Raw genomic sequence first — 25,007 nt, 5'->3', positions numbered from 1 at the left:
CCATCGAGAGCGCGCCCCGCGAGGAGGCGGCGCGCGCCGGCTCAGCCGAGCGCGCGCGCCGCCACGGTGAGATCTTCGATGAAGCGGGAGAGCTCGGCTCGCCTCGCCGCTTCGTCCGGCATGCGGAGGATCGACGCGGGGTGCACGGTCGCCAGCACGCGCGGCGCGAGCGGCGAGGCGACGATCCTGCCGCGCTCACGCGTGACCCGGAACGAGCCGCCGAGCAGCGCCTGCGCCGCCGTCGCGCCGAGGCATACCACGATCGCCGGCTGCACCACCGCGATCTCCGCGGCGAGCCACGGCAGGCACGCGCGGATCTCGCGCGCGTCCGGCTTCATGTGCACGCGGCGCTTGCCGCGCGGCTCCCACTTGAAGTGCTTCACCACGTTGGTCACGTACGCCCGGCGCCGCTCGATCCCCGCCGCCTCGAGCGCGCGATCGAGCAGCTGCCCCGCTGGCCCCACGAACGGCTTGCCGGCCAGGTCCTCCTTGTCGCCTGGCTGTTCGCCGACGAGGAGCACGTCCGATCGCGCCGCGCCCTCGCCGAACACCGTCTGCGTCCCCCGCTCCCAGAGCGGACACGCCCGGCACCGCGCCGCAGCCTCACGCAGGCTCGGCAACGAAGGAGGGCTGGGGACGAGAGCCGCCGCCGTCGCCTCGCCGACGCCGCGCCCTGCTGCATTTCGTCTCGCCACGCTGGCCATGACCACCTCCGCAGCATCGCTCGTGCCAGGGCGACGCGGCGCGGTCGAACGCGCCGCGTCGCGAGAAGCGCGGCCGACGAGCGCCTTGACGGCCTCCGGCGGCCTTCCCATAGTGCCCCGGTCCTCCGACGTTGACCGACCAGTCAGAATGCCCCGCCTTGCCGATCGCCGCGCCAGGATCGAGCTGCTCCGCGCCGCCGAGGCTGCCTTCACCGAGCGCGGCTTGGCCGCCGCGAGGGTCGAGGACATCACCGAGCGCGCTGGCGTCTCGAAGGGCGCGTTCTACCTGCACTTCCAGAGCAAGGACGACTGCTTCAAGCAGATCGTCGAGACCTTCATCGCGCGCCTCGCCGACTGCGTGGAGCCGCCGCCCATCGTCTTCGAGGCCGAGCGAGCGTCGGTGAACGAGTACTTCAAGCGGGTCCTCGCCCACGACCTCGATGTGCTCGAGTTCTGCTGGCAGAACCGGGCGCTCCTCAGGATGATGCTGGCGGGAGGCGGTGGGACCCCGTACGCCTACCTGATCGACGAGTTCGCCCAGCGCGTCGCGCGGCAGGTGGAGGGCCGCGTCCGGTACGCGATCGACATCGGCCTTTACCGGTGCGATCTGGAGCCCAGCGTCATCGCCGCGCTCATCTCCGGCGCCTTCGATCGCCTGGTGCGCAAGCTCATCGACGCGCCATCCAGGCCAGACATCGCCGCCTGGGCTGCGCAGGTGCTCCAGCTCTTCACGCACGGCCTGCTCGCCCCGGAGGTGCGCGCCGTCGCTGACCTGTCGGTCATGGAAGCCCCCCCGCGCAGCGTGCGGCAGACCGCCGACCCGCCGCCTGCCTCGGCGTCGAGCAGCGAGCGCCGGCGCTCCAAGGCCAAGGCGACCTAGGCAACCTGGGTGTCGGGCTTTGCCTGAATAGAACGGCCGGAGGCTCGGCGGTGCCAGGACAGCTTACAGGGAATCCCTGACGAGCGATTCCATATCGCCCTAGCGGTCGGCCGGGCAGCAGCTGAGCTACAGCTGGCAGTCAACGGGATTTTCGGCAGGACAGTGAGGGGGTGGAGCGGGGAGCCGGAGGGAGAACCGCTCGGGCAACTCGGGAGGAGCGCAGCCTTGGGGAGCGGTCCTGCTCGTTCAATCGCGCCAGGCTGACCGTCGCGCGCTCTGGCCGGTCGCGGGCGCTCTCTGGACGGCTCTCCGCAGAAGAACGGAACTGTCGAGGGGGGCGGAATGGGCAACCAGACGGGTCGTGATAGACGGTTAATCCAGGAGCTGCTCCGGCAGACCTGCCGCTCGATCCAGTGGCGTGCGGACACCGCAAGGTCGATTGCGGACAGGATCGAGGTCGCCCTCGCCGAGCACGCGCTCCACGTCTCGACGCCGGACGTCGACCTGCGCGTCCGGCTGACCAAGGACTTTGCGCTCGCCATCGCGATACGCGTGCTGTCCTTCGGCGAAGACGCCGAGGAGTCGCTGAGCAAAGCCCTGTGTCAGGACAGGTCGCTCATGGCGGAGCTCGTGAAGGCAGAGTGGCAGCTCGTGCGCACCGCCTGCAGAACAGCCGAGCAGACCGCCGGGAGGCTGGTGCTGCTGACGGCGGTACCGGAGGCGTGAGACCGCAAGCAGGACGCGCGCCGAGAACTCGCGCCCTGGGCTCACGGCGAGAGATCCGTGAGAATCTCATGGAGCGGGGGGCTCGCCCGCCCGGCCCGGCGCCATGGCGAGCTGCACCCCGGAAGCTGCTATCAAGAAGAGCGCAGACACCGTATGACGCGACCGGGCCCACGAGGCGATACAGATGGCGCCCCAGACCAGCTACAGCATTTACGTTCGCTTCCGTGGCAGGCGGCTCGCGCTCACGAAGCACATCCGCTCGCTCGAGACGGCCCGGTCTGCGCTGCAGGCCTTGCGGCAGAGCGGTTCCACGACGCCGATCAGGTCTTCCTCGTCAACGACGCGACGAAGCAGATCATCGACGAACGGGGGTGGGAGGACGCCGGGGGGCCCGCGGAGGATCAGCAGCTCAGCGTCAACGTCCGCCTTCCGACCGATGGCAAGCGAACGGAGCGTACGCAGGACGCGGGGAACGACGAGGCGGATCGATCGTTGCGAGGGGCGCAGGCTCCCGCACTGCTCGCGGCGCCCGAGGCGCTCGCGGCGCCCGCCGATCACTTGGCGCGAGCCGAGGGCGAGGCGCGGCACGTCTCACCGGAGAGGAGGTGGTCCGGGGTCGAGGACCTGGAGCCACCGCGCGCACGCCTGCGCCGCGCGATGGCGGCAGCCCAGGTCGCCCGGGCGCGCCATGACGCCGCGCTGGAGGCCATGACCAGGCTCCAGCCCGGCGGGAGGATGGATGAAATGACACGGATGAGGCTCAACGATTCTGCCCGAATGGTATCCGAACGATCCGCACACATCATCGAGCGGCTCGAGCAACTCCTGAAGCGCCTGGAAGGCGCGCGCTGATAGGGTGAGATGACCGTGAGGCGCCGTGTCCCATGCGCGACATGGACGACGACAGCCATCGTTGACCGACCGCCCGCCGGAACCCTGGCTTAGTCCCTGTCAGGCTCTCGCCGTCGCGAGGCGCCTGAGAGGGCGCCCAACCGTTCAAGCCAACAATGCCCGAACAGAAGAAGTCACGCCGGACGCAACTCGGGGCACCGGGCCCGAGCGACGCCGCGCCCCAGGCCGGCAGGGCATCCGCGCCGGGGCGCGCGCCGGTCCCGCCCGAGGACGCTGGCGAGAGCGCCGCGGCGGCCGAGCCGCGCGTCGACGGTGAGCTGCGCTTTCCCGTCGTCTGTATCGTCGCTTCGGCCGGCGGGCGCGGCGCGATCGCGGAGCTCCTCCGGCGGTTGCCCAGCAGAGACACCAGCCTCTCTCTCGTCCTGATCTACAGCGCAGATCCAGGGGAGCTCCCCCTCCTCGAGCTCGTGGCGCAGAGCAGCCCTCTCCCTGTGGCCGAGCTCCGATCGGGGATGAAGCTCGCGCCGGGTCGCGTCCAGGCCCTGCCCCCGGAGGCGCAGGCGACGCTGGCGGGGCTCCGCGTCGACCTCGCGCCGCGGGGCGAGGGCGGCCCGGGCCCTGGCGATCTCTTCCTGCGCTCGCTCGCGGGCGAGCTGGGGTCGGGCGCGGTGGCCGTCGTGCTGTCCGGCGCCGGGAGCGACGGTGCGCTGGGGCTGAAGGACGTGAAGGCCGAGGGCGGGGTCACCTTCGCGGAGAACCCGCGCGGCGCGGAGCGGCCGGCGCTCCCGCGGAGCGCCATCGCGGCCGGAGGCGTCGACTTCGTCCTCAGCGTCGAGGAGATCGCGGCGGAGCTCGTGCGGATGGGTCGCCCCGGGCACGTGCTCGCTCCATGGCTCAGGCAGGGTACGCCCCTCGGCATGGACGCCGATCTCAGCAAGCTCCTCAGGCTGCTTCACGCCGCGGTGGGCGTCGACTTCAGCCAGTACAAGAAGAGCACCCTGAGGCGGCGCATCCAGCGGCGAATGACGCTCCATCGGCTCGCCACCCTCCAGGATTACCTGGATCATTTGAGAGCGCACCCCGGCGAGATCGAGGATCTCTACCAGGACCTCCTCATCAAGGTCACCACGTTCTTCCGCGATCCGGGCGCCTTCGCCGCGCTGAAGACCCACGTGTTCCCGGTGCTCATGCACAGCAGGCCGCAGGACTCCCCTGTTCGCATCTGGGTGCCGGGCTGCTCGACGGGCGAGGAGGTCTACTCTCTCGCCATCTCGTTGCTCGAGTTCCTCGAAGCCGACGCGACCGATCACGCCATCCAGATCTTCGGCACCGACCTGAGCGAGGCCGCAATCCAGCAGGCGCGGTCCGGGATCTACATCGAGAGCATCTCGATGGACGTCTCTCCCAGCCGGCTGCGCCGCTTCTTCGTCAGGGTGCAAGGCGGCTTTCAGGTCAACAAATCGGTCCGCGATCTGTGCATCTTCTCGCGCCACAACGCCGCGGCCGACGCGCCCCTGCTGAAGCTCGATCTCACGAGCTGCCGCAACCTGATGATCTACCTGGAGCCGAGCCTGCAGCGCCGGCTGCTGCAGACGTTCCACCAGGCCCTCAAGCCCACGGGGTTCCTGCTCCTCGGCGCGTCCGAGAGCCTCACCACGGCGCCCGATCTGTTCGGGGTCGTGGACAGGACCCACAGGATCTTCTGCAAGCGCGCCGCGTCGGAGGCGGCCCACCCGCTCGCCCTCACCGCGCCCGCTCTGCCCGGCGCGCCGGTGGTCGCGCTCGCGTCGGAGAGGCCGCGGGAGCCCGAGGGGCTCGGCATGGATGCGGTGCGCAAGGAGGCCGACGCCATCGTCATGGCGCGCTATGCCCCCGCCGGCGTGGTCGTGGACGAGGAGATGCAGATCGTCCAGTTCCGGGGCAAGACGGGGCCCTACCTCGAGCCGTCACCGGGCGACGCCAGCCTCCACCTCTTCAAGATGGCCCGAGAGGGGCTCGTCCTCGGCATCCGGGCCGCCATCGACGCGTCGATGAGCTCGGGGGCGATGGCCCGCAAGGAGCAGCTCAAGGTCAGGCAGGACGAGAAGATCCGGTACGTCGACGTCGAGGTCTGGCCGCTCAAGGTGCGGCTCCCGCAAGGGCGCTGCTTCCTCGTCACCTTCGCCGAGTCGGGCGCCGCGCGGCTGGACCGGCCGGGCAGCGACCCGGCCCCGAGCGACGCCCAGAAGGATCTGGAGATCGTCCAGCTCCGCAGGGAGCTCGTGACCACGAGGGAGTACCTCCAGTCGCTCATCGAGGAGCTCGAGGCGACGAACGAAGAGCTCCTGTGCACGAACGACGAGCTCCTCGCGAGCAACGACGAGCTGCACAGGGTGAACGACGCGCTCGAGGGCGCCCACGACGAGCTCGAGTCGGCGAACCAGGAGCTGACGACCATCAACGAGGAGCTCCGCAGCAGCAACGTCGCGCTCGGCCTCGCCAACGACGAGCTGCGCAAGCTCCTCGGCGGCATGAACATCCCGATGCTGATGGTCGACGCGGACCTACGGATCCGCCGGGTCGCCGGCGCCGCCGACAAGCTGCTCGGCCTCGCCGCCAGCGACGTGGGCAGGTCCATCCTCGAGGTGAAGTCGAGGAGCGTGGCCGACATCGCGCCGGTCGTCGCCGAGGTGCTCGGCACGATGAGCACCGTCGAACGGCACGTCGAGGACCGCGACGGGCGTTGCTATCTCATGCGGGCGCGCCCTTCCCGGACCACCGACGACGAGGTCGACGGCGCGGTGATCTGCTGGCTGGAGAGCGAGGCGCCGAGGCGCGCCGCGCGCGAGCTCGCGGGCGCGCGCGACGGCCTCTCCGCCGTCTTCGAGGTGCTGCGCCACCCGTTCCTCCTGCTCGACGGGGAGCTCCGGATCCGGGCCGTCACCCGGCGCTACTGCGAGCAGTTCATGGTCCCGCTCGGGGACATCGAGGGGCGATCGCTCTCGGCCATCGATGCCGGATGGAACACCCCGCAGCTGGAGCAGCAGCTCCGGGACGTGCTCCACCGCCGCGCCGCGCTCGTCGACTTCCGCCTCGAGGCCGTGCTCGCGCACGCCGGCCGCAGGACGCTCTCGTTCTCAGCCTTCCGGCTCCAGGCCGACGAGGGCGAGCTCCCGGCCCTGCTGCTCGTCGTCGAGGACAGGACGGCGCCCGAGATCGACCCGGCCGGTCCACCCGGGCTGCGGCCAGCGCGCCGCGCGGGCCCCGGCTGACGCGCTCATCGCCGCCGTGCCCGCCAGTCCCCCGAGGCGATCCGAGGCCACCCCAGCGCCTGCCCCGCGGGCATCAGGTAGGCCTCGCAGAGCGCGCCTCCATGGAGCTCGATCGGCTCACGCCGGAAGAGGTCGGGGCAGTCCTCGTAGAGGTCGAGCGAGGGCAGCGCTTCCGGGTCCGGCTCGTACAGCTCCCCGAGGACCGCGACCGAGCCCCCGCGCACGAGCGCCGGGTAGTCGCCGAGATCGGCGAGCTCGAACGACGGGGCCGTGCGGGCGGGCCCGAGGCGCCGCGCGCGCCCGAGCAGCGCGTGCGCGCGCTCGCCGCGCATCAGCGTGCCGTAGACGAACAGGCGCGCCGTCACCGGCAGTGCTGTTCGACCGCGGCGAGCAGCTGCTCGAGGTTGATCGGCTTCTTGAGGAACTGCGCCGCGCCGAGCGAGGACACGAACTCGTCGCGGCCCGTCGCCGAGATGATCACCACCGGGATCGCGGCGAGCTCCGGATCCTTCTTCTGCTCCGCCCTGAACTGCCAGCCATCCATGATCGGCATCATGAGGTCGAGGAGGATGAGCCCGGGTCTCGGATCCGTTTTCAGCGCGCTGAGCGCCTCGCCGCCGTGCGCCGCCGACGCGACGGCGTACCCCTCCTCCTGCAGGAGCTCGGCGAGGGTCTCTCGAATATCCGGATCGTCATCGACAACGAGGATCCTCTTCAAGGGAGTGGCAGGCACGGTGCATCAACCACTATGCGAAAGCCGGACGTCACGGCGAAACAGGGAAAGCCCTGAATCCCTGCTCGGGTTCCGCTTGATGAGGCTCTTTCTGCGAGGAAGGGGGCTCATGAAGGTCTCTCTACGTCTCTCTCCGGCAATCAGCGCCGCGAGGCGCCTCGGAGCCGAGCCTGCACCCGCGTCGCCCGTGCGGCCATACAACCACGCGAGGTCGACGTTGGTTGAGCCGGCAGCTCTGGCAGGCGGGTACGGGCGTACGCATTACGGCGATCGATCGTCGGCGGTCGAGCCCGATGTTACAGCACGGTGGCGCTCCGGCGAAGCGGCTCTGTGCCCGATCTGCGGCCAGCCAGGGTGAGCGCGGCGTGGCCTGGTCGCCATCCACGTCATGAGCGGCGATCCTACCACCGGCGCCGGGGGGCGCAGCAGCCCGGCGTCCGCCGGAACGACGGCCCGAGGCGCTCGCGACGCGGTCCGGACGGGCAGCGTCGACGTTCGATATCTGTTCAGCCGCGCGAGCCGAGCGAGCCGAGCACCACCTTCGAGAGGGTGCCCAGCAGGACGTCGATGTCCACCGGCTTCGGGATGAGCGCGGCCGCATGCAGCCGCTCTGCGATCGCCTGCATCTCGTGGGGGAGGCGGGCGGAGAAGATCATGAGGGGCGAGGGCGTGCCGAGCCCCTCGATCTCGGAGACGAACCGGTCCGTCGTCATGCCCGGCATCGTCAGATCGAGGAGGACCGCGTGGAAGCGCCGCTCCGCGAGCGCATCGAGCACCGCGCGCGCGGTCGCGGTCAGCTCGACCTCGTACCCTTCCAGGGTCAGGAGCTCTTCCAGCATCGTCGCGGTGTCAACGTCGTCCTCCGCAACCAGGATCACGTGCTTGCCACACATGGCTCCCCTCGGCTTTCTTCAGTGGCGGGGGCCGCTCGCCAGGGCAGCGCGCCCTCTCTTCCCATGCTGGGGGAGGACGGGACGGGCGCTCGACGCGCTGCCCGAACCTCCGCTGGCCAGCGGCCAGCGCAGCGCGAGCAACCTCGGTGATGCCCCCGGTGCGACGAATCGCCCGGACACACCGGAGCGCTCGCCGCGGTGCGCCACATGTACGGCCACGTCACGAAGTGCGCAGCCCGACAGTCCGCCGCTGTCTGCCGATCCGGTACGTTCCGTTCCCCCTCTCCCGCCCAGGGCAATATGAAAGCCCGACTGCGCGCCGGATGCAACTCCGGGCAGAAGGAGCAACTCCGGGCGCAAGGAACCGACCGGGGGGCGGGAAGTGAGAGCAGACAGAGAGCGCGAACGGGCTCCCCGACAGGGGAGACACCCTGGTAGACTCTCATGGATGCCTGGCGAACGCCGCGTCGCGCTACTCGCGATGGAGCCAACCATGCCGGACGGTGGGGGAGCGCCGTCCAGCCATGGAGTCCGTCGTCTCGAGGCCTCCTTGCTCGCCGATCCGGACCTCGCCGGCGTGCCGATCCACGTGATCGACGCGCAGACGAGGGATCTCGACGCGTGGGTCGCGGAGGTCGAGACCGTGGACGCGGACGTGGTCGGCCTCGCCGCGCACGTCTGGTCGTTCCCCACGTTCATCGAGGTCGCGCGCCACCTGCAGCGCAACCGGCCGGGGCGCACGATCGCCCTCTGGGGGCCCCTCGCGCGCCCCGCGATGTTCGCGCTCGCGCCCTGGCGCGACGCCACCGCTTGCATCGACGCGCTCGTGCACGGCAACGAGCTCACGTTCCGGGACATCGTCCGGCTGAGCGAGCGCTCTCCCGATGCGCTGCGCGCCGTGCCGGGGCTGCACGTGTCCACCGCCGGCGGCTGGGTCTCGACGGGCGACCCCCTCTACGTGGCGCCCGACGCGCTCCCCTCGCCGATCCGGATGAAGCTGCTCCCGACCGATCGCACCGTCCCGCTCGAGATCTGCCGCGCGGGCGGCATGAGCTGCGCGACGTGCGGCGTCTCCGCGGGCGACGCTGGCAGCGTCTTCTCCGAGGCCTACCTCGTCGAAGAGCTGAGCGCGCTCCGCGCCGCCGGCGCGCCGGGCGCGCAGATCGTCGACGCCCCGCTCAACCTGAGCGCGGACGCGTTCCGGAACCTGGTGGCCGCAGAGAAGCAGGTCGGCTTCTTCAAGCAGGCGACGCTGACGGCATCGATCGATCCCGAGCACGTGCACGACGAGCACCTCGAGTTCCTCCGCGGCGTCGCGCGCGTGTCGCTCGACGCGCGGCTACCGCCGCTCAACAAGGAGACGGGCGACGGCACGCAGCGCCCCTTCAGGGAGTCGAAGTTCGCGAAGGTGATCGAGGAGCTCTCGACGTTCACGGACATCGAGGTGGACATCCTCCTCGGCCTCCCGGGCGACGGTCCGATCACGTTCCGGCGCACGCTCGAGCGCGCGCGCGAGCTCCCGTGCAAGGTCCGCATCTTCCACAGCCTCGTCCTTCCGGACGACCTCATGGTCCGCGCGCCCGCCTCGTTCGAGCTCCGCTTCGACCCCTTCACGCTGATGATGCGCTCCTGCCTCGGCTGGTCCGAGGACGCGCTCTCTCGCGAGCGCAGCCGCCTCATCGAGATGGCCTACCGCGAAGGCGGCGAGATCACGCCGGACATGTGGTCGTTCCCCGGGCCTCGGGAGATGCGGCGGCCCGCGATGCCGCTCGGCAGCGGCGTGGTCCCGCCGGGCGCCGAGATCCGGGTCGAAGGCGCGACGACGCTCGCGCCGGCGGGCCAGGACTTGCAGCGCGTGCTCGAGCTCGGGATCAAGGAGGCGACCTCCGGCGGGTGGACGTTCGTGGAGGCCTCGGCGCGCCCGGGCGAGATCGTCGTCATCATGAAGACGCGCGACGGCGCGCTGGTCGTCGAGATGCGCCCCGCCTCACCCACGGAGAACGCCTACAAGGTCGTGGACGGCGTCGCGTTCGGCTACCGCTCGCCGCGCGGCGTGAAGATGAGCGACGGCGCGCTCCGCCTGCTCGATCGCGTCCTCCAGCGCCTCCACGCGCCGGCGCGCACGGCGCTCGGCCTGTCGACGCAGGACGGCGGCCCCGGCTCGGCGCGCGTCCGGCGCTTCCGCGCCACGCCCTCGTGACCCCCTCGCCCCGATCGCGCAGCGCGCCGCGAGCCTCCGGCTACTCCTTGCCGAGCAGGGCGGCCGGCGCCCGCGGCGGCATCGATTCCATGGGACGGGCCCTCGAGAGGAGCTCGCTCCGGAGCTCGCTCAGGCGCGCCGGAGAGAGCTCCATGTGGTCCACGATGTAGGGGTGGACCTGTCGGCTCTTGCCCCGGATGCTCAGCGCGCCGGTCGGCTGCGCCGGGACGCAGTCGTCGAGGGTCGCGTACGTCGTCTGGCAGATGATGATCTTGGAGCCGAGCTCCTTGTTGAACTGCTCGAGGCGCGCGGCCGTGTTTACTGTATCTCCGATGCAGGTGTACTCCATGCGCTGGAGCGAGCCGATGTTGCCGGAGATGACGGTGCCGGTCGCGATCCCGACGCCCATCTGGATCTCGCCGCCGCCGAGGAGCTTCCGCTGGTTCATGCGCTCGAGCGCCCGCACCATCTCGATCGCCGCGATCACGGCGCGCTTCGGCGCGTCCTCGACGGAGAGCGGCGCGCCGAACACCGCCATCAGCCCGTCGCCGATGTACTTGTCGAGGGTGCCCCCGTAGCGGAACACGATCTCGACCATCTCCGTGAAGTACTCGTTCAGGAACGAGACCACGGCCTCCGGCTCGACCGACTCGGTGAGCGGGGTGAAGTTGCGGATGTCGGTGAACATCACCGAGACGTGCCGCCGCGTGCCTCCCAGCTTGAGCCGCCTCGGATCGGACAGGACGAAGTCGACGAGATCCTTCGATAGGTACCGGCCGAGCTCCTGCTTCTCGCGCTCGAGCCGGAGGCGGGCCATGGACTCCACCTCGGCCCGCACGACCAGGTTGCGCGACATCCGCGCGATGATGCCGGCGACGACGCCGGGGAGCGCGATGAAGAGGATCTGCTGGCACTGGTCCGCGATGTTGATGGCGTTCTGTCCGTAGACGGACACCGGGCTGATCGGGACCGCGCCGGAGCTGACCGTGACGGCGAGCACGACGGAGTTGAAGAGGGCCGACAGCCCCGCCGAGTACAGGCACGCCGCGAGGCTGTAGCGGAAGCCCGACATCAGGTTCCAGAGCACGTAGACGGTCGCGAGGTAGCTCGTGAAGTACTCGATGATCCCGGAGTGATTCCTCGCGTTCCCCAGGGCCGTGAGCGTCAGGAGCGCGAGGTCGACGAAGATGCTCACGTACTTGAGCCAGCCCGCGTAGACCCCGGGGCGCAGCCGGAAGAACGCGTAGAGCACGAGCGAGTAGGCGAGGTACCCGCCGGTCAGGATCGCGAAGATCCGGTTGGCAGCCGGCGTGTTGATCGTCCACACGTGCACGAGCGTGGCGGCGCTGAGCAGCGCGAACGCGAGCCGGATGTGGTTCACGATCTGCTCGCCGCGCATCTCCTGCGCCTCCATGATCCGCAGGATCTCGGGCGACTTCTCGATGCTCATGTGCGCCGCTCCCCTCCGCGCCGCAGCCGAGACCGCGCGGCGGCGAGCCCGCGCGCGCAGAGCGCGGTCGTCAGCGCCCTGCCCTGGTGGTGCCCCTCGCGACCGCGCTTCATGGGCACCCGGTAGAGCGGCTCCGCTGGCCAGGAGCCGTCCACGAGCTGGCGCTCGCCGAGGTAGCGCATCCCTCGCGCAAGGAGCAGCGGATCGGGCCGCTCCCTCATCGCGGCCCCCTCGAGGCACGCGGCCGTGCAGAGCGGCGTCCCGGAGCCGCCGTCGAGCCGCTGCGATCGGAGCATCCGCGACAGCGTCGCGGCCTCGACCGCCGCGACCTCGTCGGCCCACCGCGTGTCCCCCGCCCTCCTCCGGTAGAGCCGCGCGAAGCGGAGGAACGCGAGGTCCGTGTACGAGGCATCGTAGAAGCAAGCGCCCTCGAAGCCGGCCTCCGAGGCGGCGTCGAGCACGCGCCGCGCGTTCGCGTCGATGAGCCGCGCGAACCGCTCCGCGTCGAACGAGAGCAGGCCCACGAGCAGGTTCAGCCGGACGGTCACGCAGTCGTCGCCGGCCCACGCCGCGCCCGGCGTCGTCGGCCCCGCGGGCCCGCGGTAGAACCAGGTCGGAACGACGCCGTCCTCACCCACGTTGGCCAGCATGACCTCGATCCACGACTCCGCCCGCTCCTTCGCGGCGCCCGTCTCGGCGACCAGCTCGAGCACGACGCCGAGGAGGTCGGCGTCCGGCGGGACGTCACGGAACGCGGTGAAGTAGCGGAGCTCTCCCGCCGGGATCTCGTCGAGCAACGCCGCGGCGTCGGCGCGGACGTCGCGCCCGCCCTCCCCGATCTCGAGCAGCGCCCTCAGGATCGTCGCCCGGACGAACCAATGCCCGACCGGCTGCTCGCTCGACCCGAGCACGCCGAAGCGCTGCACTTCCCAGGACTCGCGCCACGGCGCGGCGTCCAGGAGGAACGCGACCGCCGCCTGCAGATCCGCGCGCGCCTCGTCGGGCGGCGCCGGCTCGCCCTGCGCGCGCGGCGGCCCGAGCGGCGCGCCGGGGCCGAGGAGATCGCGGAAACACATCAGCCCCTCGAAGAAGCGGAGGCGCTCGCCGAGCGCCTCGAGGAATTCGCGCTGCGCCTCGGCGAGGCCGCGCGCGCTCGGGCTCGTTCGAGGAGAGGTGGCCACGACCTCACGGGCGGACGCGAGCGTCTCCTGCATGCGCGCGGCGAGCGCGGCGCGGTACGGGCGGGTCGCGAGCAGGCCGTGGATCTCGCCGCGGCGCACGCGGGACGCGCGCTCGCCCGAGAGCGCGCGGAGCAGCGGAGGAGCGAGCCCCGCGCCGCGCAGCCAGAGCGCGAAGAGCGGCGTGAGCGTCGGCGCTGCGAGGTCAGGCGCCATCGGATCGAGCCAGAGGCGCACGAGCCCGTCCAGCAGCCAGATCGGCTCGGCCACGGCCTCTCCGAAGCGACGGGCGGGCGCGAGATCGTCGCCTGCGACGAGCGCGGGCGCCGTCCAGAGGGCCACGGCCTCGCGCGCGCTGGCGGCGGTGGGCGCCGCCATGGCGCCGGAGCCGTCGATCTCGATCACCGGGTTCTCGCGCCACGAAGCCTCCGCCAGGTCGGCCAGGCCCAGGAGCCACCCATGCGCGCGCGCGTCGTCCGCGTGCTGCGCGAGGAGGCGCGCGGCGAGCGCGCCCCGCGCGAGCGCGTCAGGTGCGCCTTCGACGCCCCCGGCGGCCACCGCGGTGACCGCCACGGCGGCGTCCGCGGCTGCGTCGGGCGCGGACACCCGCCCGCAGAGCCGCAGCGCCCAGCTGGCCCATGGGACGCTGTACCCCGGCGGTGTGCCCACGCTGCGCTCGAGCGCGAGCGCTCCCCACGCCGCTTCACCGCGCTGGAGCGCCCCCTCTGACGACAGATGCGCCGACCAGGCGCGCCCGCACACAGCCCGGTCGCCCGGGTCGACCCATGGCCAGGCGGCGGTCACCCCACCAGCAGGGGACAGCGTCACATACCGACTCCGCCCTCACGCGCCGCGGCCGAGATGGCCGCATCGACCGCTTCGGGCGTCGAGGTCGCGGCATCCCGGATGCGCTGGAGCGTCTCCGCGCCGACGTCGTACCCCTCCGCCTGGATGGTGCGCTCGGGATCGGCAAGGAGCTGCTGGCGGAAGCTCGAATCCACGACGGCACGACCGATGAGCTCTGCCTCTGATTTCTTCGACGTCACGACTCCTCGCTTTCTCGCTCGGGAGGCTAGGAGACCTCCAAACGGCGAGCAAGTACAAGCAGGCGCGTGCGCGCGTCGTCGGGGGGGTGTTGCGTCCGCGCACGACACACCGGTTCACCGCGGCGCGACGGCGGGCTCGCCGGCGAGCGCGCTGAAGAACGCGAGGAATACCCGCCGCTGGATCGCGACCATGTACTGCTCGCGCTCCCTGCAGAACCGCGCTGCCTCCGGTAGCCCGAGGGCCCCCGCGGCGACCTCGGCGCGAGCCAGCTCACAACGCGCCTCCTCCAGGATGGCGTCGAAGCCGCCGCGCGCAAACAGCCGCGCGCGCAGGGCCGCCGCGCTGCGCACCTCCCGAGCGCGACGAGGCCCCCCGTCGGAGACGTCGGCCCCGCTCGGGGACACCCCATCCGCCTCGGCAAGCGCCCAGAGCCGGGAGAGCACATACGTCGTGTTGCCGAACGCACGATCCTTCTCCGCGTGCAGCAGGTCCGCGAACAGCTGATGCGCTGCGACAAGGGCGGAAACGAACTCCTCGAGGGCGGCCAGGTGCTCGGCCTGCGACAGCGCGAACAGGGCCGCCGCGGCCGGGAGCACGAGCGGGCGCGAGCGGGCGAGCACCTGCCGGAACGTGGCGCCGTCCCGCGGGCCTGCGCCGCGGTGGAGCCGCCGCTCGAGGAGCATCGCCTCGCCATACCCGAGCCAGACCTCTTCGAAGAGGCCCCAGAACGCGCTCCCGCCGGGCAGCGAGCGGGCGAGCAACGCCTGATGGCGAGCGAACAACGCCCCTGACAGGAGCACCGTCGCTCCAGGCTCACCGACCCCTTCGTCCAGCAGGTCGTCCTCGATCCGGACGTGCAGGTACCCGACCGCTGCCGCCTCGGCGAGGTCGACGGCGAGCGGCGGAAGCGCCGGCGATCCAGCGTCCAGCGCAAGCGCCGGCCCGCCGGGACGCGTCGCGACCCAGAGCGGCAGCTCGAGCACCGGGAGCGCCGTCGGGTGCGAGAAGTACCCCTCGCCCGGCTCCCCCTCGAACAGCCTGAGGCGCGCGGCGAGCGCATCGAACAGCGCGCCGATCTCGCGCCCCAGCCGAGCCCGGAACGACGCGAGCCGCCGCAGCACCTCGGCCTCGAGCGCCGCCTCGACGGCGCCTTGCGCGCCCTCGCCTCCCCCTGCGCGGCTGTCCTCGCTCATCCCACCTCCGGACGGCGCTGGCGGCGCCGACTCGGGCGACGCTAGCACGAGCAGCCTCGCCCGAGGGGGCGGGCGCCGCCGACTTTGCCCCGCGCGCCGCCCGTGCGACACTCAGCGACTTCACGAGATCAGAAGCCATGATCGATTCCGAGCGTTTCGCTGGGCGTCACGGGGACATCACGACCGACGCGCGCGCTGACGTCCTCGATTTCCGCGACACCCTCTATCGCCCCACGATGGTGGAAGTGCCTCCGATCATGCCCCCGGAGCGCTTCGTGGAGCACGGCGTGCCGGTGCTCGACCAGGGCAAGAACAACGGCTGCACCGGCTTCGCGGTCGCCACCGTGGCGCACTACCTGCTGCGCAGGCGCCGGGTCTCGCCGGACCGCAGCCTCGTCAGCCAGAACATGGTGTACACGATGGCGCGCCGCTACGACGAGTACCCCGGCGAGGACGACGCGAGGGGATCCAGCCTGAGGGGCGCCATGAAGGGCTGGCACAAACACGGTATCTGCTCCTACGAGCACTGGCCGTGGGACGCGAACGATCTCCACGGCACGCTCACGCCGGAGCGCGCAGTGGACGGGATGCTCCGGCCGCTCGGCCTGTATCAACGGGTGAACCACAGGGACCTCCCGGCGATGCACAGCGCCCTCGCGGAGGTCGGGATCATCGCGGCCTCGGCGCTGATCCCGTTCAACGGCTGGTATTATGGGACCCAGAGGAACGGCATCATCCCGACGGTCGACAAGTCGAACCCCTTCATCGCCCCCTGGGGAGGTCACGCGTTCGCGATCATCGGGTATGACGCGGAGGGCTTCTGGCTCCAGAACTCGTGGGGCGTCGGCTGGGGCAAGGGCGGCTTCGGTCGACTCTGTTACGACGACTGGCTCCAATACGGCTTCGACGCGTGGGTCGGGCGGCTCGGCGTCCCGATCCGCCTGAACCAGGCGCGCTCGCTCCGCCCGCTCACGTCCACCAGCCGGACGTTCGCCGGCCTGCGGCCGCACCTCATCAGCGTCGACATGCACGGCCAGCTCCAGCAGCGCGGGGCCTACGGCACGTCGTCGGAGGACGTCCGTATCATCATGGAAGAGGATTTCCTGAGCACGACCGCGACCTGGAAGCGCCGCCGGCTCGTCCTGATCGCGGGCGGCGGGCTGCGCCGGCAGATCGACGCGATCAACCGGATGTCGCGCCTCCGGCCGAAGCTGCTCGGGCACGAGATCTACCCCATCGAGCTCCTCTGGGAGACCGACCACTACCCGCGCCTCCTCGAGATCCTCCATCGCGCCACGGAGGGGCGCCGCCACGACGGCTACGATCCCAGGGCGTTCGGGTTCATGATCGATCGGCGCGACGACGCCCTCGAGCCGCTCGTCCGCCGCATGGGCGGCAAGGCCGAGTGGGACCGCATGAAGCTGGCCGCGGGCGACGCGACGATGGACGCCGACCACGGCGGCGTCCGCGAGATGATCGGCCGCCTCGCGTCGCTGATGGACAGCGATCCGAAGATCGAGCTCCACCTGGTCGCCCATTCGAGCGGCACGTTCCTGCTCGCGCCGCTCGTCCAGCTGGTCACCTCGGAGAAGGGCAAGAAGATCGAGGGCGGCCCGATGCGAGGTCAGCTCGGGCTCGGTCTCCCCATCGAGTCGCTCTCCCTGCTCGCGCCGGCGAGCGCCATCGACGCGTTCCGCGACACGTACATGCCGCCTATCAAGAGCGGCATGGTGCGCCGGTTCGCCCTGTTCACGCTCACAGACGAGGCGGAGCTCCAGGACCACTGCGAGGTGTACGGCAGGTCGCTCCTCTACCTGGTGTCGAACGCCCTCGAGCGGCGCCCGCGGGTGCCCGGCACGAGCGGCGTCTCGCTGCTCGGCATGGAGGCGGGGCTCCTCGATCCGGAGAACGCCGACGTGCTTTCGCTGCTCACGGAGACCAAGGACGACCGGCCCGTCGTGTTCCCGAGGGCGGAGTGGATCAAGGGGCCCAACACGAGGCCCCCTCCCCATGGCTCCGAGGCGCGGCGGCATGAGGACTTCGAGAACGACATGACCACGTGGAAGTCCGTCATCGCCCGCATCCTCAACCAGCCGTTCGCCGATCACCTGCCGCCCATGTCGGCGCGGGACCCGTGGTGAACGCGCGCCCCTCACCCCTCCGGGCGGCGCCGCTCCACTGAGCTCAATCCGCGGAGGGCCGGGGCGCCGAGCCGCCCGGACGCGAGCGGCGGCGCGCTCGCGCCGCTCAGGAGGAGCGCGAACGATGCGCGGATCTCCTCGCCGAAGTTGATCCGGAAGAGGCCCATATCGGGGCGGCTGCGGATATCGCGGATCACGTCGCTGGGATCGCAGACCTGGCGCATCCCGATGAGCAGGGCGTACATCCGGATGAGGGTCGGGCCGCCATGGCCGGGAGCGAGCGACGGCATGCACCGCTCGAGCAGCACCCCGGTGCGCTCGACGTGACCCAGGAGAGAGAGCTTGAAGCGGAGCGCGGCCTCGTAGCTGACGTTCTGCTCGAGCACGCTGTGGAGGATGCCGAGCAAGCGTGTCATCGCGTCGCGCGCGGCGAGGGTCGTCGACAGGATCGAGGCGACGCTCGCCGGCGCGTCCTCGGCAGACGCCGCGGGCGCGCCGCGGCGGGCCCGCGAGGGCCGAGGGCGCGCCGCGCTCGCGTCACCGCGGGAGGCGCAGAAATGCGTCAGATGGATATCCACGTCGTGGAACCACTTCGCGAGCTCTTGATCGACGACCGCGAGAAAGAGCTCCTCTTTCGTGGTGAAGTAGAGGTAGAGCGTGCCCTTGGCGAGCCTGGTGCGCTCGGCGACCTGAGCCATGGTGACCTCGGGATAGGGGGTCTCCTGGAACAGCTGCCAGGCTGCGTCGATGATGAACCGCCGCCGCTCCTCCTTCTGCTCCTCCTTCCTCGCTCTCCGCGTCGGGCTCATAGACTCCCCGGTCTACGACGTCTCCAGAAGCGCCGCAATCCAGACTCAGCGGTCACCGCACAGCGCGAATTCGAGCCGACGGGCGCGACCAGCGCTCGCCGCGATCGCTCAGCAGAGCAGCGAAACGCATGTTGCAGCCGCGGTAACCGCGTTCATCACATTTCGCCGGACACGGTCACACCGAACCCGTGCAGACCAAGGAACATCGGGGTGATGCCCGTACGCGCCACCCGCTCGACGGTCCTTGAGAGGGCGCGCGCGACCCGCGCCGGGAGCCAGCCCGACCCCTCGGGTACACCGAGAGGCGCGGCGGCGCGCGAGATGCGCGAGACGCGCGGCGCGGGCAGCGCGAACAGGCCAGCGCCATCGTCGCGAGGCAGCGCGAAGCAGAGAGGAGGAGAGACCAGGGTCGCCACCAGGACGACCACCAATCCCCTCATGATCGTCGAACCAGCGCTCACCCGTGCACCCACATCTAACCTAGCGCTGCCACCGGCGATTGTCGTGAGCGGCAGGGCAGCAAAATAGCGCTGTCACTGTCCAACAATGGAAGGTCGACATGGAGAGTCGCCCTTTCTGCGACATCCCACCTCCGCCACGGCCGCGCCAAGTCGGGCGCTCCCTGGATCGCGCTGTTTCAGCCGGCGGCCAACATCGCCAGGGCCTTGTGGATCACGCGGAGCGCGACGTCGGTGAGGCCGTAGGCCGGCAGCTCGGGGACGGGCACGAGGGCCACCTCGGAGGCGTCGTCTCCTGGAGAGAGCGCGCCTCCGATCGACTCGCACAGATAATCGAGGATCACATAATGATAGGGAGTCGCCACGATCTCCACGACCTCCACGAGGGGGCCGACGCGGACGTCGAGGCCCGTCTCTTCGCGGATCTCGCGGGCAACGGCGTCCGCGAGCCGCTCTCCGGGCTCCACGCGCCCACCCGGAAGCGACCACGAGCCCTCGAGCGGAGGACGAGCGCGCTTGACGACGAGCACGCGCGGCGCGTCAGGCGCATCCGGCCGGCGATCGATGACGACGGCGCCCACGGCGACGCGCGGGGGCGAGGGGGCGCATGCCGGCGCGTCGCTCACGGGGCGGCAGCTTCCGTGCGGCCGGCCTTGCAGCGGACGTCGCCCGGCGTCGCGACCGCGAGGTCGTACTCGCCGAGCGCGAAGTCGCCGGGGATCACGACGGCCCCGTCGTACCGGCCGCGGTCGTCGGTCGACAGCGAGCCGACCGTCACGCCCTGAGGCGCCGCGGTCCCCGTCAGGATCACGTCGACGCGGACGTGCCCGCACGGCGCCCCGGCGCTGCTGACCTGTCCCTGGAGGTGGAGGGGAAAGCCGCGGCGGATGTCCTTGTCCAGCGCGGTCACGACGACGTCGGTGCTCTCCGCCGCGCGCCCGGCCGCGTCGCTCGTGGGCGTGGGCGCAGGGAGCGGCGGCGCGGCGGCGCCGCTGCTCCCGGCCCCCGGGCCAGCGGGCCCCTGCTGCGTCTGCTCGGCGCGCGTGCGGTCGGCGAGATCCTGGCCCGAGTCGCGCTGCTCCGGCCAGCTGTAGGGATCCGGCGGCGGCACATGCGGCGGGCGGCTCGGATCGACCTCCTGGTCCATGTTGAGGGCCGCTCCGCCGAGGTCGATGCGGTGCCAGAGCGAGCCATCGAAGACCTCGACCCAGGCGTGCGCCTCGTTGACGACCATCCGCGCGGGGATCCCGATGTGCAGGGCCGTGACGAGGAACGCGAAGGCGCGGTGGCGGCAGACGCCTTTTCGCGAGAGCGCGAGATCCAGGTAGATGTCGCCGTTCCCCTTGGGCGGGTCGTCCGACGGGGCGAACGACCGGAAGTACTCGACCATCTTCTGAACGACGTCGCGCGGCCGCATCGCGGACGAGATGCCGATCGCCTGGGCGACCTGCCTGAACGCCGCCTCGTGGGAGGCCTCCTGCGGCCCGCGGAAGGGCTCGAGCTTGCTCCAGCCGACGTCGGCGAACTCGCTGCCGAAGGTCGCGCGGGCGATGGCGAGCTGCACGATGAGCCGGACGCGCGCGCTCTTCGTGCCGCGCACGAACCAGTTGTCGGCGCCGTCGCGCAGGACGACGACCGGGGTATCGGGGTTCACGTGCATCCGCACGAGCCGCGTGTCCGGCCCGACCGTCGGGATCCGGACCGGCTCGTTGGGCACGAGATCGACCGCGATGTCCCCGTAGAACGCCTCGTCGCCCGCCGAGACGGCGCTGTCCGCCTTGACGGTCTTCAGGCTCCGATCGCGGACGACGAGCGAGTAGTCCGCCCTCACGGCGTCGTACGCTTGCAGCCGCTTGAACGGCGCGGTCGCGGGGGAGAACGGATCGTCGTAGCGCTCGACGTTCGGCCGGCGGGTGTCTCGATCCGGCTCGTAGGACGCGTCGGGGCCGGCGTCGGATCCGACGTTGCTGTAGACCTGCTGCTGGTTCGACGGCGGGCGCTGCGGGTCGGGCGCCGTGGCCAGGCCGCTCGGCGTCTGGATCGCCGCGGGGAGCCCGCCGTCGAGCGTCGTCGTGGCGAGCGACACGTCCTCCGCGGGATCCGGCGCGATGAACTCGTGCAGGAGCGACGCCTGCGCATCGGCGAGCCGCGACACGGCGCAGGCGAGCGCGAACACGAGCAGGCTGCGCGCCGAGCCGCCGAACCGGCGCCTGGACACGGGGACAGCCGGTGAAGCAGCAGGGCGCAGGCGTGCGGCCGGTGAGGACATCAGGGGCCTCTTATGAAACCAGAAACCCCGGTGATGTTCCACGGCGGCCGGTCGGTTGCCGTCAGCTACCTGCCCGACGGCCACCTTCGATCGCGCCGGCGGCGCCCACGTCGATCACCGGTCAGCGCCGGAACTGCGCGGCGTCGGTGTGCTGGCGCCGCGGGTGCGGGGCGGAGCGGAGCCGGTCGATCGCTTCCGTCGACTCTCCGCGCGCGGTGAGCTCGGCGGCGAGCACGTCGAGGGCGGGCTGGAAGATGTCCGTCCGCGCGAAGCGGCCAGCGCGACCCCCCGCGAGCCTCGGCAGGGCGGCGACGATGCGCCGCATGCCGTCGGCGTAGCGGCGGGAGATGGCCAGCCGGTCGATGAGCGGCTCGAGGAAGTCGGCGACCGCCGCGGCGCGGTCGCGGACCCCGTCGCAGGCCTCCTTCATCGGCTCGAGGAGCAGGAGCGTCCAGAGCACCGTGTCGTCGAGCGGCCGGTCCGCGGCGGTGCGCCGGTCGACGTAGTCGAGCACGCGCCAGACGCGCTGGCCCGGGCCGTCGTCGCCGCGATCGTCGTAGAGCAGCGCCGAGACCTCCGGCAAGAGGACGTCGAGCACCCCCGTCTCCCACGCGAGGTAGATGGTGCGGCGCGCCTGGCCACCGCGCAGCAGGCGCAGGATCTCCTCCGAGAGGCGCGGGCGCGCCGCGAGCGCGAGCGCGTCCCGGCAGTAGACGACCGCATCGTAGACGTCGGGGGTGATCGCGAAGCCCAGCCGACCAGCGAACTTGAGCGCGCGCAGGATGCGGATCGGATCCTCGCGGAAGCGCGTCTCCGGATCGCCGATGGTGTGGACCACCTGGCGGCGCACGTCTTCCATGCCGCCGACCCAGTCGAGGATCTGCCGCGCCTCCACGTCGTAGAAGAGCGCGTTGATCCGGAAGTCGCGGCGGACGGCGTCCTCGTGCGCGACGCCGAACGCGTTGTCGCTCCGGATGAGCAGCTCGCTCCCGTCCTCGGAGTCCTCCTTCGGGTTGCGGCGGAAAGTCGCCACCTCGATGACCTTCCCGCCCTGAAAGAGGACGTGCACCAGGCGAAACCGCCGGCCGATGATGCGCGAGTTGCGGAACAGCTCGCGGACCTCCTCCGGCCGCGCGCTCGTGGCGACGTCGAAGTCCTTCGGGCGCCGATCGAGCAGCAGATCCCGCACACAGCCGCCTACCAGGTACGCCTGGAAGCCGTGGCGGACGAGGCGTCGCACGACTTTCTGGACGTCCGGATCGATCCGCGCCTCGTCGAAGACGACCTGGTAGCGCCGCGGGGTGGGGATGTCTTCGTCGACGAGCTCGACGCGGAACGGATCTTCGTCGAGGGCGCCTGTGTCCGTCGGCATGAGCTCGCCCTCGGGCCCAGCGCGTGGCCCGGAGGCGCTGCGGCTCTCGTACATCGGGAGTTCGGCGTCGTGAAACGCCGCTGTGCCGTTATCAGGTGATGGGGTCGCGCGACCCATAGTCAGCAACCGAAAAAGCGCCAGGCAAAGCCTGGAGGGAGTGGAGGACGACTGGCGCGCGACTCTGGGATTCCAGCGCTCGCTGGAGAACCGACCCGCGCAAACGAGGCCCGCGCCCGCGGACCTCCGAACCGCGCCGGCTCGCTCGCCGCGGCCGGTGTCGGCCTGACGAGCGGATCCGGCTGTCGCCCGGAACAAGAGATGGTAACGGCCGTCTAGCAGGGCTTCGCCGTGAGAGCAAAGCCGAGGCGCAGGGAGGCCGACGGAAGCCTCCGGAGCGAGCGGGCTTCACGGCTTGGTGCCCCAGTGCCCGACGCCGGGGGGCGGCCGCGCGCCGGCGTCGGGCGGGACGGCGGACGACGTCCCGGCGCGGGCCTCGGGCGTCGCGAGCAGCGCATCCCGCAGCTCCGCCATCGAGGCGAACCGGCCGCGGGGGTCCTTCACGAGCGCCTTGCGCACGACGGCGTCGAGCTCGCGCGAGATGAGCAGCCCCGGGTGTACCCGGTGCAGCGGCGGCGGCGGCTCGCGCCCGTGCTTCTCTGCGATGGCCGGGTACGGGCCCTGAAAGGGGACACGGCCCGCGAGCATCTCATAGAGCACGATGCCCAGGGAGTAGACGTCGGCGGCGGGCGCCGCCGGCGCGCCCTGCGCCTGCTCGGGCGCCATGTACTCCGGCGTCCCCACGACCCGGGGGAGCAGCGCGCCTTCGGCGCCCTGGCCCTGGATGCACGAGAAGCCGAAGTCGAGCAGCTTGACGATCTCGCGCCCGTCGGCCGCGTGCACGAGGAACACGTTCTCCGGCTTCACGTCGCGGTGGATCACCCCGGCGCGGTGGGCGGCGTCGACGCCCGAGGCGAGGTCGGCGGCGATCCGGACCGCGCGAGACGGGACGAGCGCTCGGGTGAACGTCAGCGTGTCGGCGAGATCGAGCCCGACGAGCAGCTCCATCGCGAAGCACGGCGCGTCGCCGGCGCGCTCGAGCGCATCGACGCAGAGGACGTTGGGATGACGGACGCGCGACGCCGCGCCGGCCTCTCGCTCGAAGCGCGCGACGAGCAGCGGATCGTCGCGGAGCTCTGCCCGGAGGACCTTGACCGCGACGCGCGACGTCGCGGCCTCACGCGGCCTGCCGACGCGATCCGCGAGGTAGACGTGCCCGACCCCGCCGCTGCCGAGCAGCTGCACGACGCGGTACTTGTCGCAGAGGAGCTTGCCCACGAGCGCTTCAGCGGCGACGCGAGCGGGAGGCATGGGATCGATCGTAGCGCAGTCGCGCCTGCCGAAGGGCACGGAGGGCGCACGGACGCGACGGCGGCGCAGAAGAGCGCGCTGGCCAGCTTGCGCGCAGCCAGGAGAGGTTCGCGCCCGTACCATCGGGCGGCCGCATCGCGCGCCCCGATGCAGCGCAGCGCTCCGGCCGCGACCGCTTCCACCGACCGGGCCGGCGCCACAGGAGGACCGTGGCGCAGCGAGATGACGCGCAAAGTCATCGGTGTGCGCGCAGACCTTGTCGCGCCTGCAGCGGGCGGGGATCAAGGGTCCCGGGGCCAGACGAGCAGCACACCGCCGCCGCAGGGCCGCGCGCCGCCCAGCAGCGCGGCGCGCGCTCCTGGAGCACGGCGAACTGCCCGCCCTGAGCGCAGGCGCGCGTGGATCGCTTGAGCGGCGACGAGGAGGCGGCCACGCTAGGCGCCGCATGACCGACGACCGTCGATCCCCCACCCCGAGCACGCTCGACCTCGACGCCGAGCTGGCGCCCGCGGCGACGAGCTCCGCAGAGCCGAGCGCAGCGGCCGCTTCGCACCCGCCCCCGCTGCGATGGCAGAAGAACCTCGCGCTCTTCTGCCTGACGGTCGTCTCGGTGTTCGTCGCCGGCACCCTCTGGACCCCGATCACACCGGACGACGACAGCGCGCTCTCGTTCGTGAAGGCGCTGCCGCAGACGTGGCCGTTCGCGGTGCCGTTCCTGTCGATCCTGCTGGCGCACGAGTTCGGGCACTACTTCGCGGCGCGCGCGCACGGGGTGGAGGCGTCGCTCCCCTACTTCATCCCGCTCCCGTTGGTGAGCCCGCTCGGCACGATGGGCGCGGTGATCTCGATGAAGGGCAGGATCAAGTCGCGGAACGCGCTGCTCGACATCGGCGCCTCCGGCCCGCTGGCCGGCCTCGCGGTGGCGCTCCCGGTCCTCTTCGTGGGCCTCATGTACTCGGACGTGCACGCGAGCTCCGGACCTGCGCTGCAGGAGGGGCGCAGCCTCCTGTACCTCCTGCTGAGGCGGCTCGCGGTCGGCTCGATCCCCGAGACCCATGACGTCTTCCTCGGCCCCACGGCGATGGCGGGGTGGGCCGGGCTGCTCATCACGGCGTTCAATCTCTTTCCCGTCGGCCAGCTCGACGGAGGGCACGTCGCGTACGCGTTGTTCGGCAAAGAGCAGGACCGCTACAGCCGCGCCGCGCACCTCCTGATGCTCGCGCTCTTCGTCGGCAACGTCGCCTATTTCACGCGACACTTCATCGCGGAGGGGCTGTCCGACGCGCTCCTCTCGGCGGTCGCGAACGGGATGCCGTGGCTCACGTGGTTCGGCTTGGTCCACCTGATGTTGCGCGTGGGTGGGCGGGAGCACCCTCCCACGGAGGCCGGCGAGCTGTCGCCGGCGCGCAAGGTGATCGCCGTGGTGACGCTGCTCCTGTTCGTGCTGCTGCTGATGCCGACCCCGTTCGGCACCTACTGAGCG

At 71.4% G+C, this 25,007-nt stretch carries 21 protein-coding genes; 7 read left to right on the top strand and 14 right to left on the bottom strand.

Annotation, left to right across the window (positions count from 1 at the left end; translation table 11 throughout):
* Positions 1-41: 41 nt before the first annotated feature.
* Positions 42-704 (bottom strand): UdgX family uracil-DNA binding protein, encoded by a 663-nt coding sequence (locus tag WMF27_RS08750; protein WP_437769373.1) that lies wholly within the window; start codon positions 702-704, stop codon positions 42-44.
* Positions 705-852: 148 nt separating this feature from the next.
* Between WMF27_RS08750 and WMF27_RS08745 the strand changes: the two genes are divergently transcribed.
* The 4 genes from WMF27_RS08745 to WMF27_RS08730 all read left to right on the top strand — a co-directional run bounded on the left by WMF27_RS08745 (position 853) and on the right by WMF27_RS08730 (position 6,413).
* A complete protein-coding gene (locus WMF27_RS08745) occupies positions 853-1,584 on the top strand; it encodes a TetR/AcrR family transcriptional regulator (protein ID WP_437769374.1) in 732 nt (243 codons plus the stop codon).
* 342 nt (positions 1,585-1,926) lie between these two features.
* Positions 1,927-2,310: a hypothetical protein gene (locus WMF27_RS08740; protein WP_437745186.1), complete on the top strand. Its 384-nt coding sequence runs from the start codon at positions 1,927-1,929 to the stop codon at positions 2,308-2,310.
* Positions 2,311-2,463: 153 nt separating this feature from the next.
* Positions 2,464-3,162 carry a hypothetical protein gene (locus WMF27_RS08735; RefSeq protein WP_437944064.1) on the top strand — a complete coding sequence of 233 codons (699 nt, stop codon included), beginning with the start codon at positions 2,464-2,466 and terminating at the stop codon, positions 3,160-3,162.
* A gap of 155 nt (positions 3,163-3,317) precedes the next feature.
* Entirely contained in the window at positions 3,318-6,413 is a 3,096-nt protein-coding gene (locus tag WMF27_RS08730) for a CheR family methyltransferase (protein ID WP_437769376.1), read from the top strand.
* 5 nt (positions 6,414-6,418) lie between these two features.
* Here WMF27_RS08730 and WMF27_RS08725 read toward each other — a convergent pair whose 3' ends face one another.
* The 3 genes from WMF27_RS08725 to WMF27_RS08715 all read right to left on the bottom strand — a co-directional run bounded on the left by WMF27_RS08725 (position 6,419) and on the right by WMF27_RS08715 (position 8,039).
* Positions 6,419-6,778, bottom strand: a complete 360-nt coding sequence (locus WMF27_RS08725) for a gamma-glutamylcyclotransferase family protein (protein WP_437769377.1) — start codon at positions 6,776-6,778, stop codon at positions 6,419-6,421.
* The gene (locus tag WMF27_RS08720) at positions 6,775-7,131 is read right to left on the bottom strand and encodes a response regulator (protein WP_437769378.1); all 357 of its coding nucleotides are present in this window, start codon (positions 7,129-7,131) and stop codon (positions 6,775-6,777) included. Before WMF27_RS08720 ends, WMF27_RS08725 begins: the two co-directional genes overlap by 4 nt.
* 521 nt (positions 7,132-7,652) lie before the next feature.
* Complete coding sequence (locus tag WMF27_RS08715; protein ID WP_437769379.1) at positions 7,653-8,039, bottom strand: response regulator; 387 nt, start codon at positions 8,037-8,039, stop codon at positions 7,653-7,655.
* 493 nt (positions 8,040-8,532) lie between these two features.
* Between WMF27_RS08715 and WMF27_RS08710 the strand changes: the two genes are divergently transcribed.
* Positions 8,533-10,239, top strand: coding sequence for an oxidoreductase (locus WMF27_RS08710; protein ID WP_437769380.1), 1,707 nt, complete (start codon positions 8,533-8,535; stop codon positions 10,237-10,239).
* A gap of 40 nt (positions 10,240-10,279) precedes the next feature.
* Here the strand turns inward: WMF27_RS08710 and WMF27_RS08705 are convergent, their stop codons facing one another.
* The 4 genes from WMF27_RS08705 to WMF27_RS08690 form a co-directional block, all read right to left on the bottom strand.
* On the bottom strand, positions 10,280-11,689 hold the full coding sequence (locus WMF27_RS08705; protein WP_437769381.1) for an adenylate/guanylate cyclase domain-containing protein: 1,410 nt from the start codon (positions 11,687-11,689) through the stop codon (positions 10,280-10,282).
* Positions 11,686-13,695 carry a hypothetical protein gene (locus tag WMF27_RS08700; protein WP_437769382.1) on the bottom strand — a complete coding sequence of 670 codons (2,010 nt, stop codon included), beginning with the start codon at positions 13,693-13,695 and terminating at the stop codon, positions 11,686-11,688. Before WMF27_RS08700 ends, WMF27_RS08705 begins: the two co-directional genes overlap by 4 nt.
* On the bottom strand, positions 13,692-13,913 hold the full coding sequence (locus WMF27_RS08695) for a Franean1_4349 family RiPP (RefSeq protein ID WP_437534351.1): 222 nt from the start codon (positions 13,911-13,913) through the stop codon (positions 13,692-13,694). The genes WMF27_RS08700 and WMF27_RS08695 overlap by 4 nt, the downstream gene beginning before the upstream one ends.
* Positions 13,914-14,027: 114 nt before the next feature.
* Positions 14,028-15,107 (bottom strand): geranylgeranyl pyrophosphate synthase, encoded by a 1,080-nt coding sequence (locus WMF27_RS08690; RefSeq protein WP_437769383.1) that lies wholly within the window; start codon positions 15,105-15,107, stop codon positions 14,028-14,030.
* Between the two features lie 137 nt (positions 15,108-15,244).
* Here WMF27_RS08690 and WMF27_RS08685 point away from each other — a divergent pair, with 137 nt between their 5' ends.
* Positions 15,245-17,248: a C1 family peptidase gene (locus WMF27_RS08685; RefSeq protein WP_437769384.1), complete on the top strand. Its 2,004-nt coding sequence runs from the start codon at positions 15,245-15,247 to the stop codon at positions 17,246-17,248.
* Positions 17,249-17,259: 11 nt separating this feature from the next.
* Here the strand turns inward: WMF27_RS08685 and WMF27_RS08680 are convergent, their stop codons facing one another.
* The 6 genes from WMF27_RS08680 to WMF27_RS08655 all read right to left on the bottom strand — a co-directional run bounded on the left by WMF27_RS08680 (position 17,260) and on the right by WMF27_RS08655 (position 23,524).
* Positions 17,260-18,057 carry a TetR/AcrR family transcriptional regulator gene (locus tag WMF27_RS08680; RefSeq protein ID WP_437769385.1) on the bottom strand — a complete coding sequence of 266 codons (798 nt, stop codon included), beginning with the start codon at positions 18,055-18,057 and terminating at the stop codon, positions 17,260-17,262.
* A gap of 155 nt (positions 18,058-18,212) precedes the next feature.
* Positions 18,213-18,497 carry a hypothetical protein gene (locus WMF27_RS08675; protein ID WP_437769386.1) on the bottom strand — a complete coding sequence of 95 codons (285 nt, stop codon included), beginning with the start codon at positions 18,495-18,497 and terminating at the stop codon, positions 18,213-18,215.
* 197 nt (positions 18,498-18,694) lie between these two features.
* Positions 18,695-19,141 carry an NUDIX hydrolase gene (locus WMF27_RS08670; protein ID WP_437769387.1) on the bottom strand — a complete coding sequence of 149 codons (447 nt, stop codon included), beginning with the start codon at positions 19,139-19,141 and terminating at the stop codon, positions 18,695-18,697.
* Positions 19,138-20,784, bottom strand: a complete 1,647-nt coding sequence (locus WMF27_RS08665; protein WP_437944063.1) for a transglutaminase-like domain-containing protein — start codon at positions 20,782-20,784, stop codon at positions 19,138-19,140. The genes WMF27_RS08670 and WMF27_RS08665 overlap by 4 nt, the downstream gene beginning before the upstream one ends.
* A gap of 121 nt (positions 20,785-20,905) precedes the next feature.
* Positions 20,906-22,156, bottom strand: a complete 1,251-nt coding sequence (gene pcnB / locus WMF27_RS08660; protein WP_437769389.1) for a polynucleotide adenylyltransferase PcnB — start codon at positions 22,154-22,156, stop codon at positions 20,906-20,908.
* Between the two features lie 405 nt (positions 22,157-22,561).
* Positions 22,562-23,524 carry a serine/threonine-protein kinase gene (locus WMF27_RS08655; RefSeq protein ID WP_437769390.1) on the bottom strand — a complete coding sequence of 321 codons (963 nt, stop codon included), beginning with the start codon at positions 23,522-23,524 and terminating at the stop codon, positions 22,562-22,564.
* Positions 23,525-23,969: 445 nt separating this feature from the next.
* On the opposite strand from WMF27_RS08655, the gene WMF27_RS08650 reads away from it, so the two are divergent.
* The gene (locus WMF27_RS08650; protein WP_437769391.1) at positions 23,970-25,004 is read left to right on the top strand and encodes a site-2 protease family protein; all 1,035 of its coding nucleotides are present in this window, start codon (positions 23,970-23,972) and stop codon (positions 25,002-25,004) included.
* Positions 25,005-25,007: the final 3 nt, after the last annotated feature.

Origin of the sequence: Sorangium sp. So ce281 (assembly GCF_051527395.1) — a bacterium.
In the GTDB taxonomy this organism is placed as follows: Bacteria; Myxococcota_A; Polyangia; order Polyangiales; family Polyangiaceae; genus Sorangium; species Sorangium cellulosum_B.
The sequence above is the reverse complement of the archived record's forward strand: the minus strand, read 5'-3'. Positions and strand labels throughout refer to the sequence as shown.

Excerpts from the sequence above, each read along its gene's own strand:
- WMF27_RS08715 (WP_437769379.1), bottom strand. The coding sequence starts at position 8,039 with ATGTGTGGCAAGCACGTGATCCTGGTTGCGGAGGACGACGTTGACACC.
- WMF27_RS08705 (WP_437769381.1), bottom strand. The coding sequence starts at position 11,689 with ATGAGCATCGAGAAGTCGCCCGAGATCCTGCGGATCATGGAGGCGCAG.
- WMF27_RS08735 (WP_437944064.1), top strand. The coding sequence starts at position 2,464 with ATGACGCGACCGGGCCCACGAGGCGATACAGATGGCGCCCCAGACCAG.
- WMF27_RS08750 (WP_437769373.1), bottom strand. The coding sequence starts at position 704 with ATGGCCAGCGTGGCGAGACGAAATGCAGCAGGGCGCGGCGTCGGCGAG.
- WMF27_RS08655 (WP_437769390.1), bottom strand. The coding sequence starts at position 23,524 with ATGCCTCCCGCTCGCGTCGCCGCTGAAGCGCTCGTGGGCAAGCTCCTC.
- WMF27_RS08665 (WP_437944063.1), bottom strand. The coding sequence starts at position 20,784 with ATGTCCTCACCGGCCGCACGCCTGCGCCCTGCTGCTTCACCGGCTGTC.
- WMF27_RS08745 (WP_437769374.1), top strand. The coding sequence starts at position 853 with ATGCCCCGCCTTGCCGATCGCCGCGCCAGGATCGAGCTGCTCCGCGCC.
- pcnB (WP_437769389.1), bottom strand. The coding sequence starts at position 22,156 with ATGCCGACGGACACAGGCGCCCTCGACGAAGATCCGTTCCGCGTCGAG.
- WMF27_RS08680 (WP_437769385.1), bottom strand. The coding sequence starts at position 18,057 with ATGAGCCCGACGCGGAGAGCGAGGAAGGAGGAGCAGAAGGAGGAGCGG.
- WMF27_RS08740 (WP_437745186.1), top strand. The coding sequence starts at position 1,927 with ATGGGCAACCAGACGGGTCGTGATAGACGGTTAATCCAGGAGCTGCTC.
- WMF27_RS08685 (WP_437769384.1), top strand. The coding sequence starts at position 15,245 with ATGATCGATTCCGAGCGTTTCGCTGGGCGTCACGGGGACATCACGACC.
- WMF27_RS08690 (WP_437769383.1), bottom strand. The coding sequence starts at position 15,107 with ATGAGCGAGGACAGCCGCGCAGGGGGAGGCGAGGGCGCGCAAGGCGCC.
- WMF27_RS08675 (WP_437769386.1), bottom strand. The coding sequence starts at position 18,497 with ATGAGGGGATTGGTGGTCGTCCTGGTGGCGACCCTGGTCTCTCCTCCT.
- WMF27_RS08730 (WP_437769376.1), top strand. The coding sequence starts at position 3,318 with ATGCCCGAACAGAAGAAGTCACGCCGGACGCAACTCGGGGCACCGGGC.
- WMF27_RS08650 (WP_437769391.1), top strand. The coding sequence starts at position 23,970 with ATGACCGACGACCGTCGATCCCCCACCCCGAGCACGCTCGACCTCGAC.
- WMF27_RS08710 (WP_437769380.1), top strand. The coding sequence starts at position 8,533 with ATGCCGGACGGTGGGGGAGCGCCGTCCAGCCATGGAGTCCGTCGTCTC.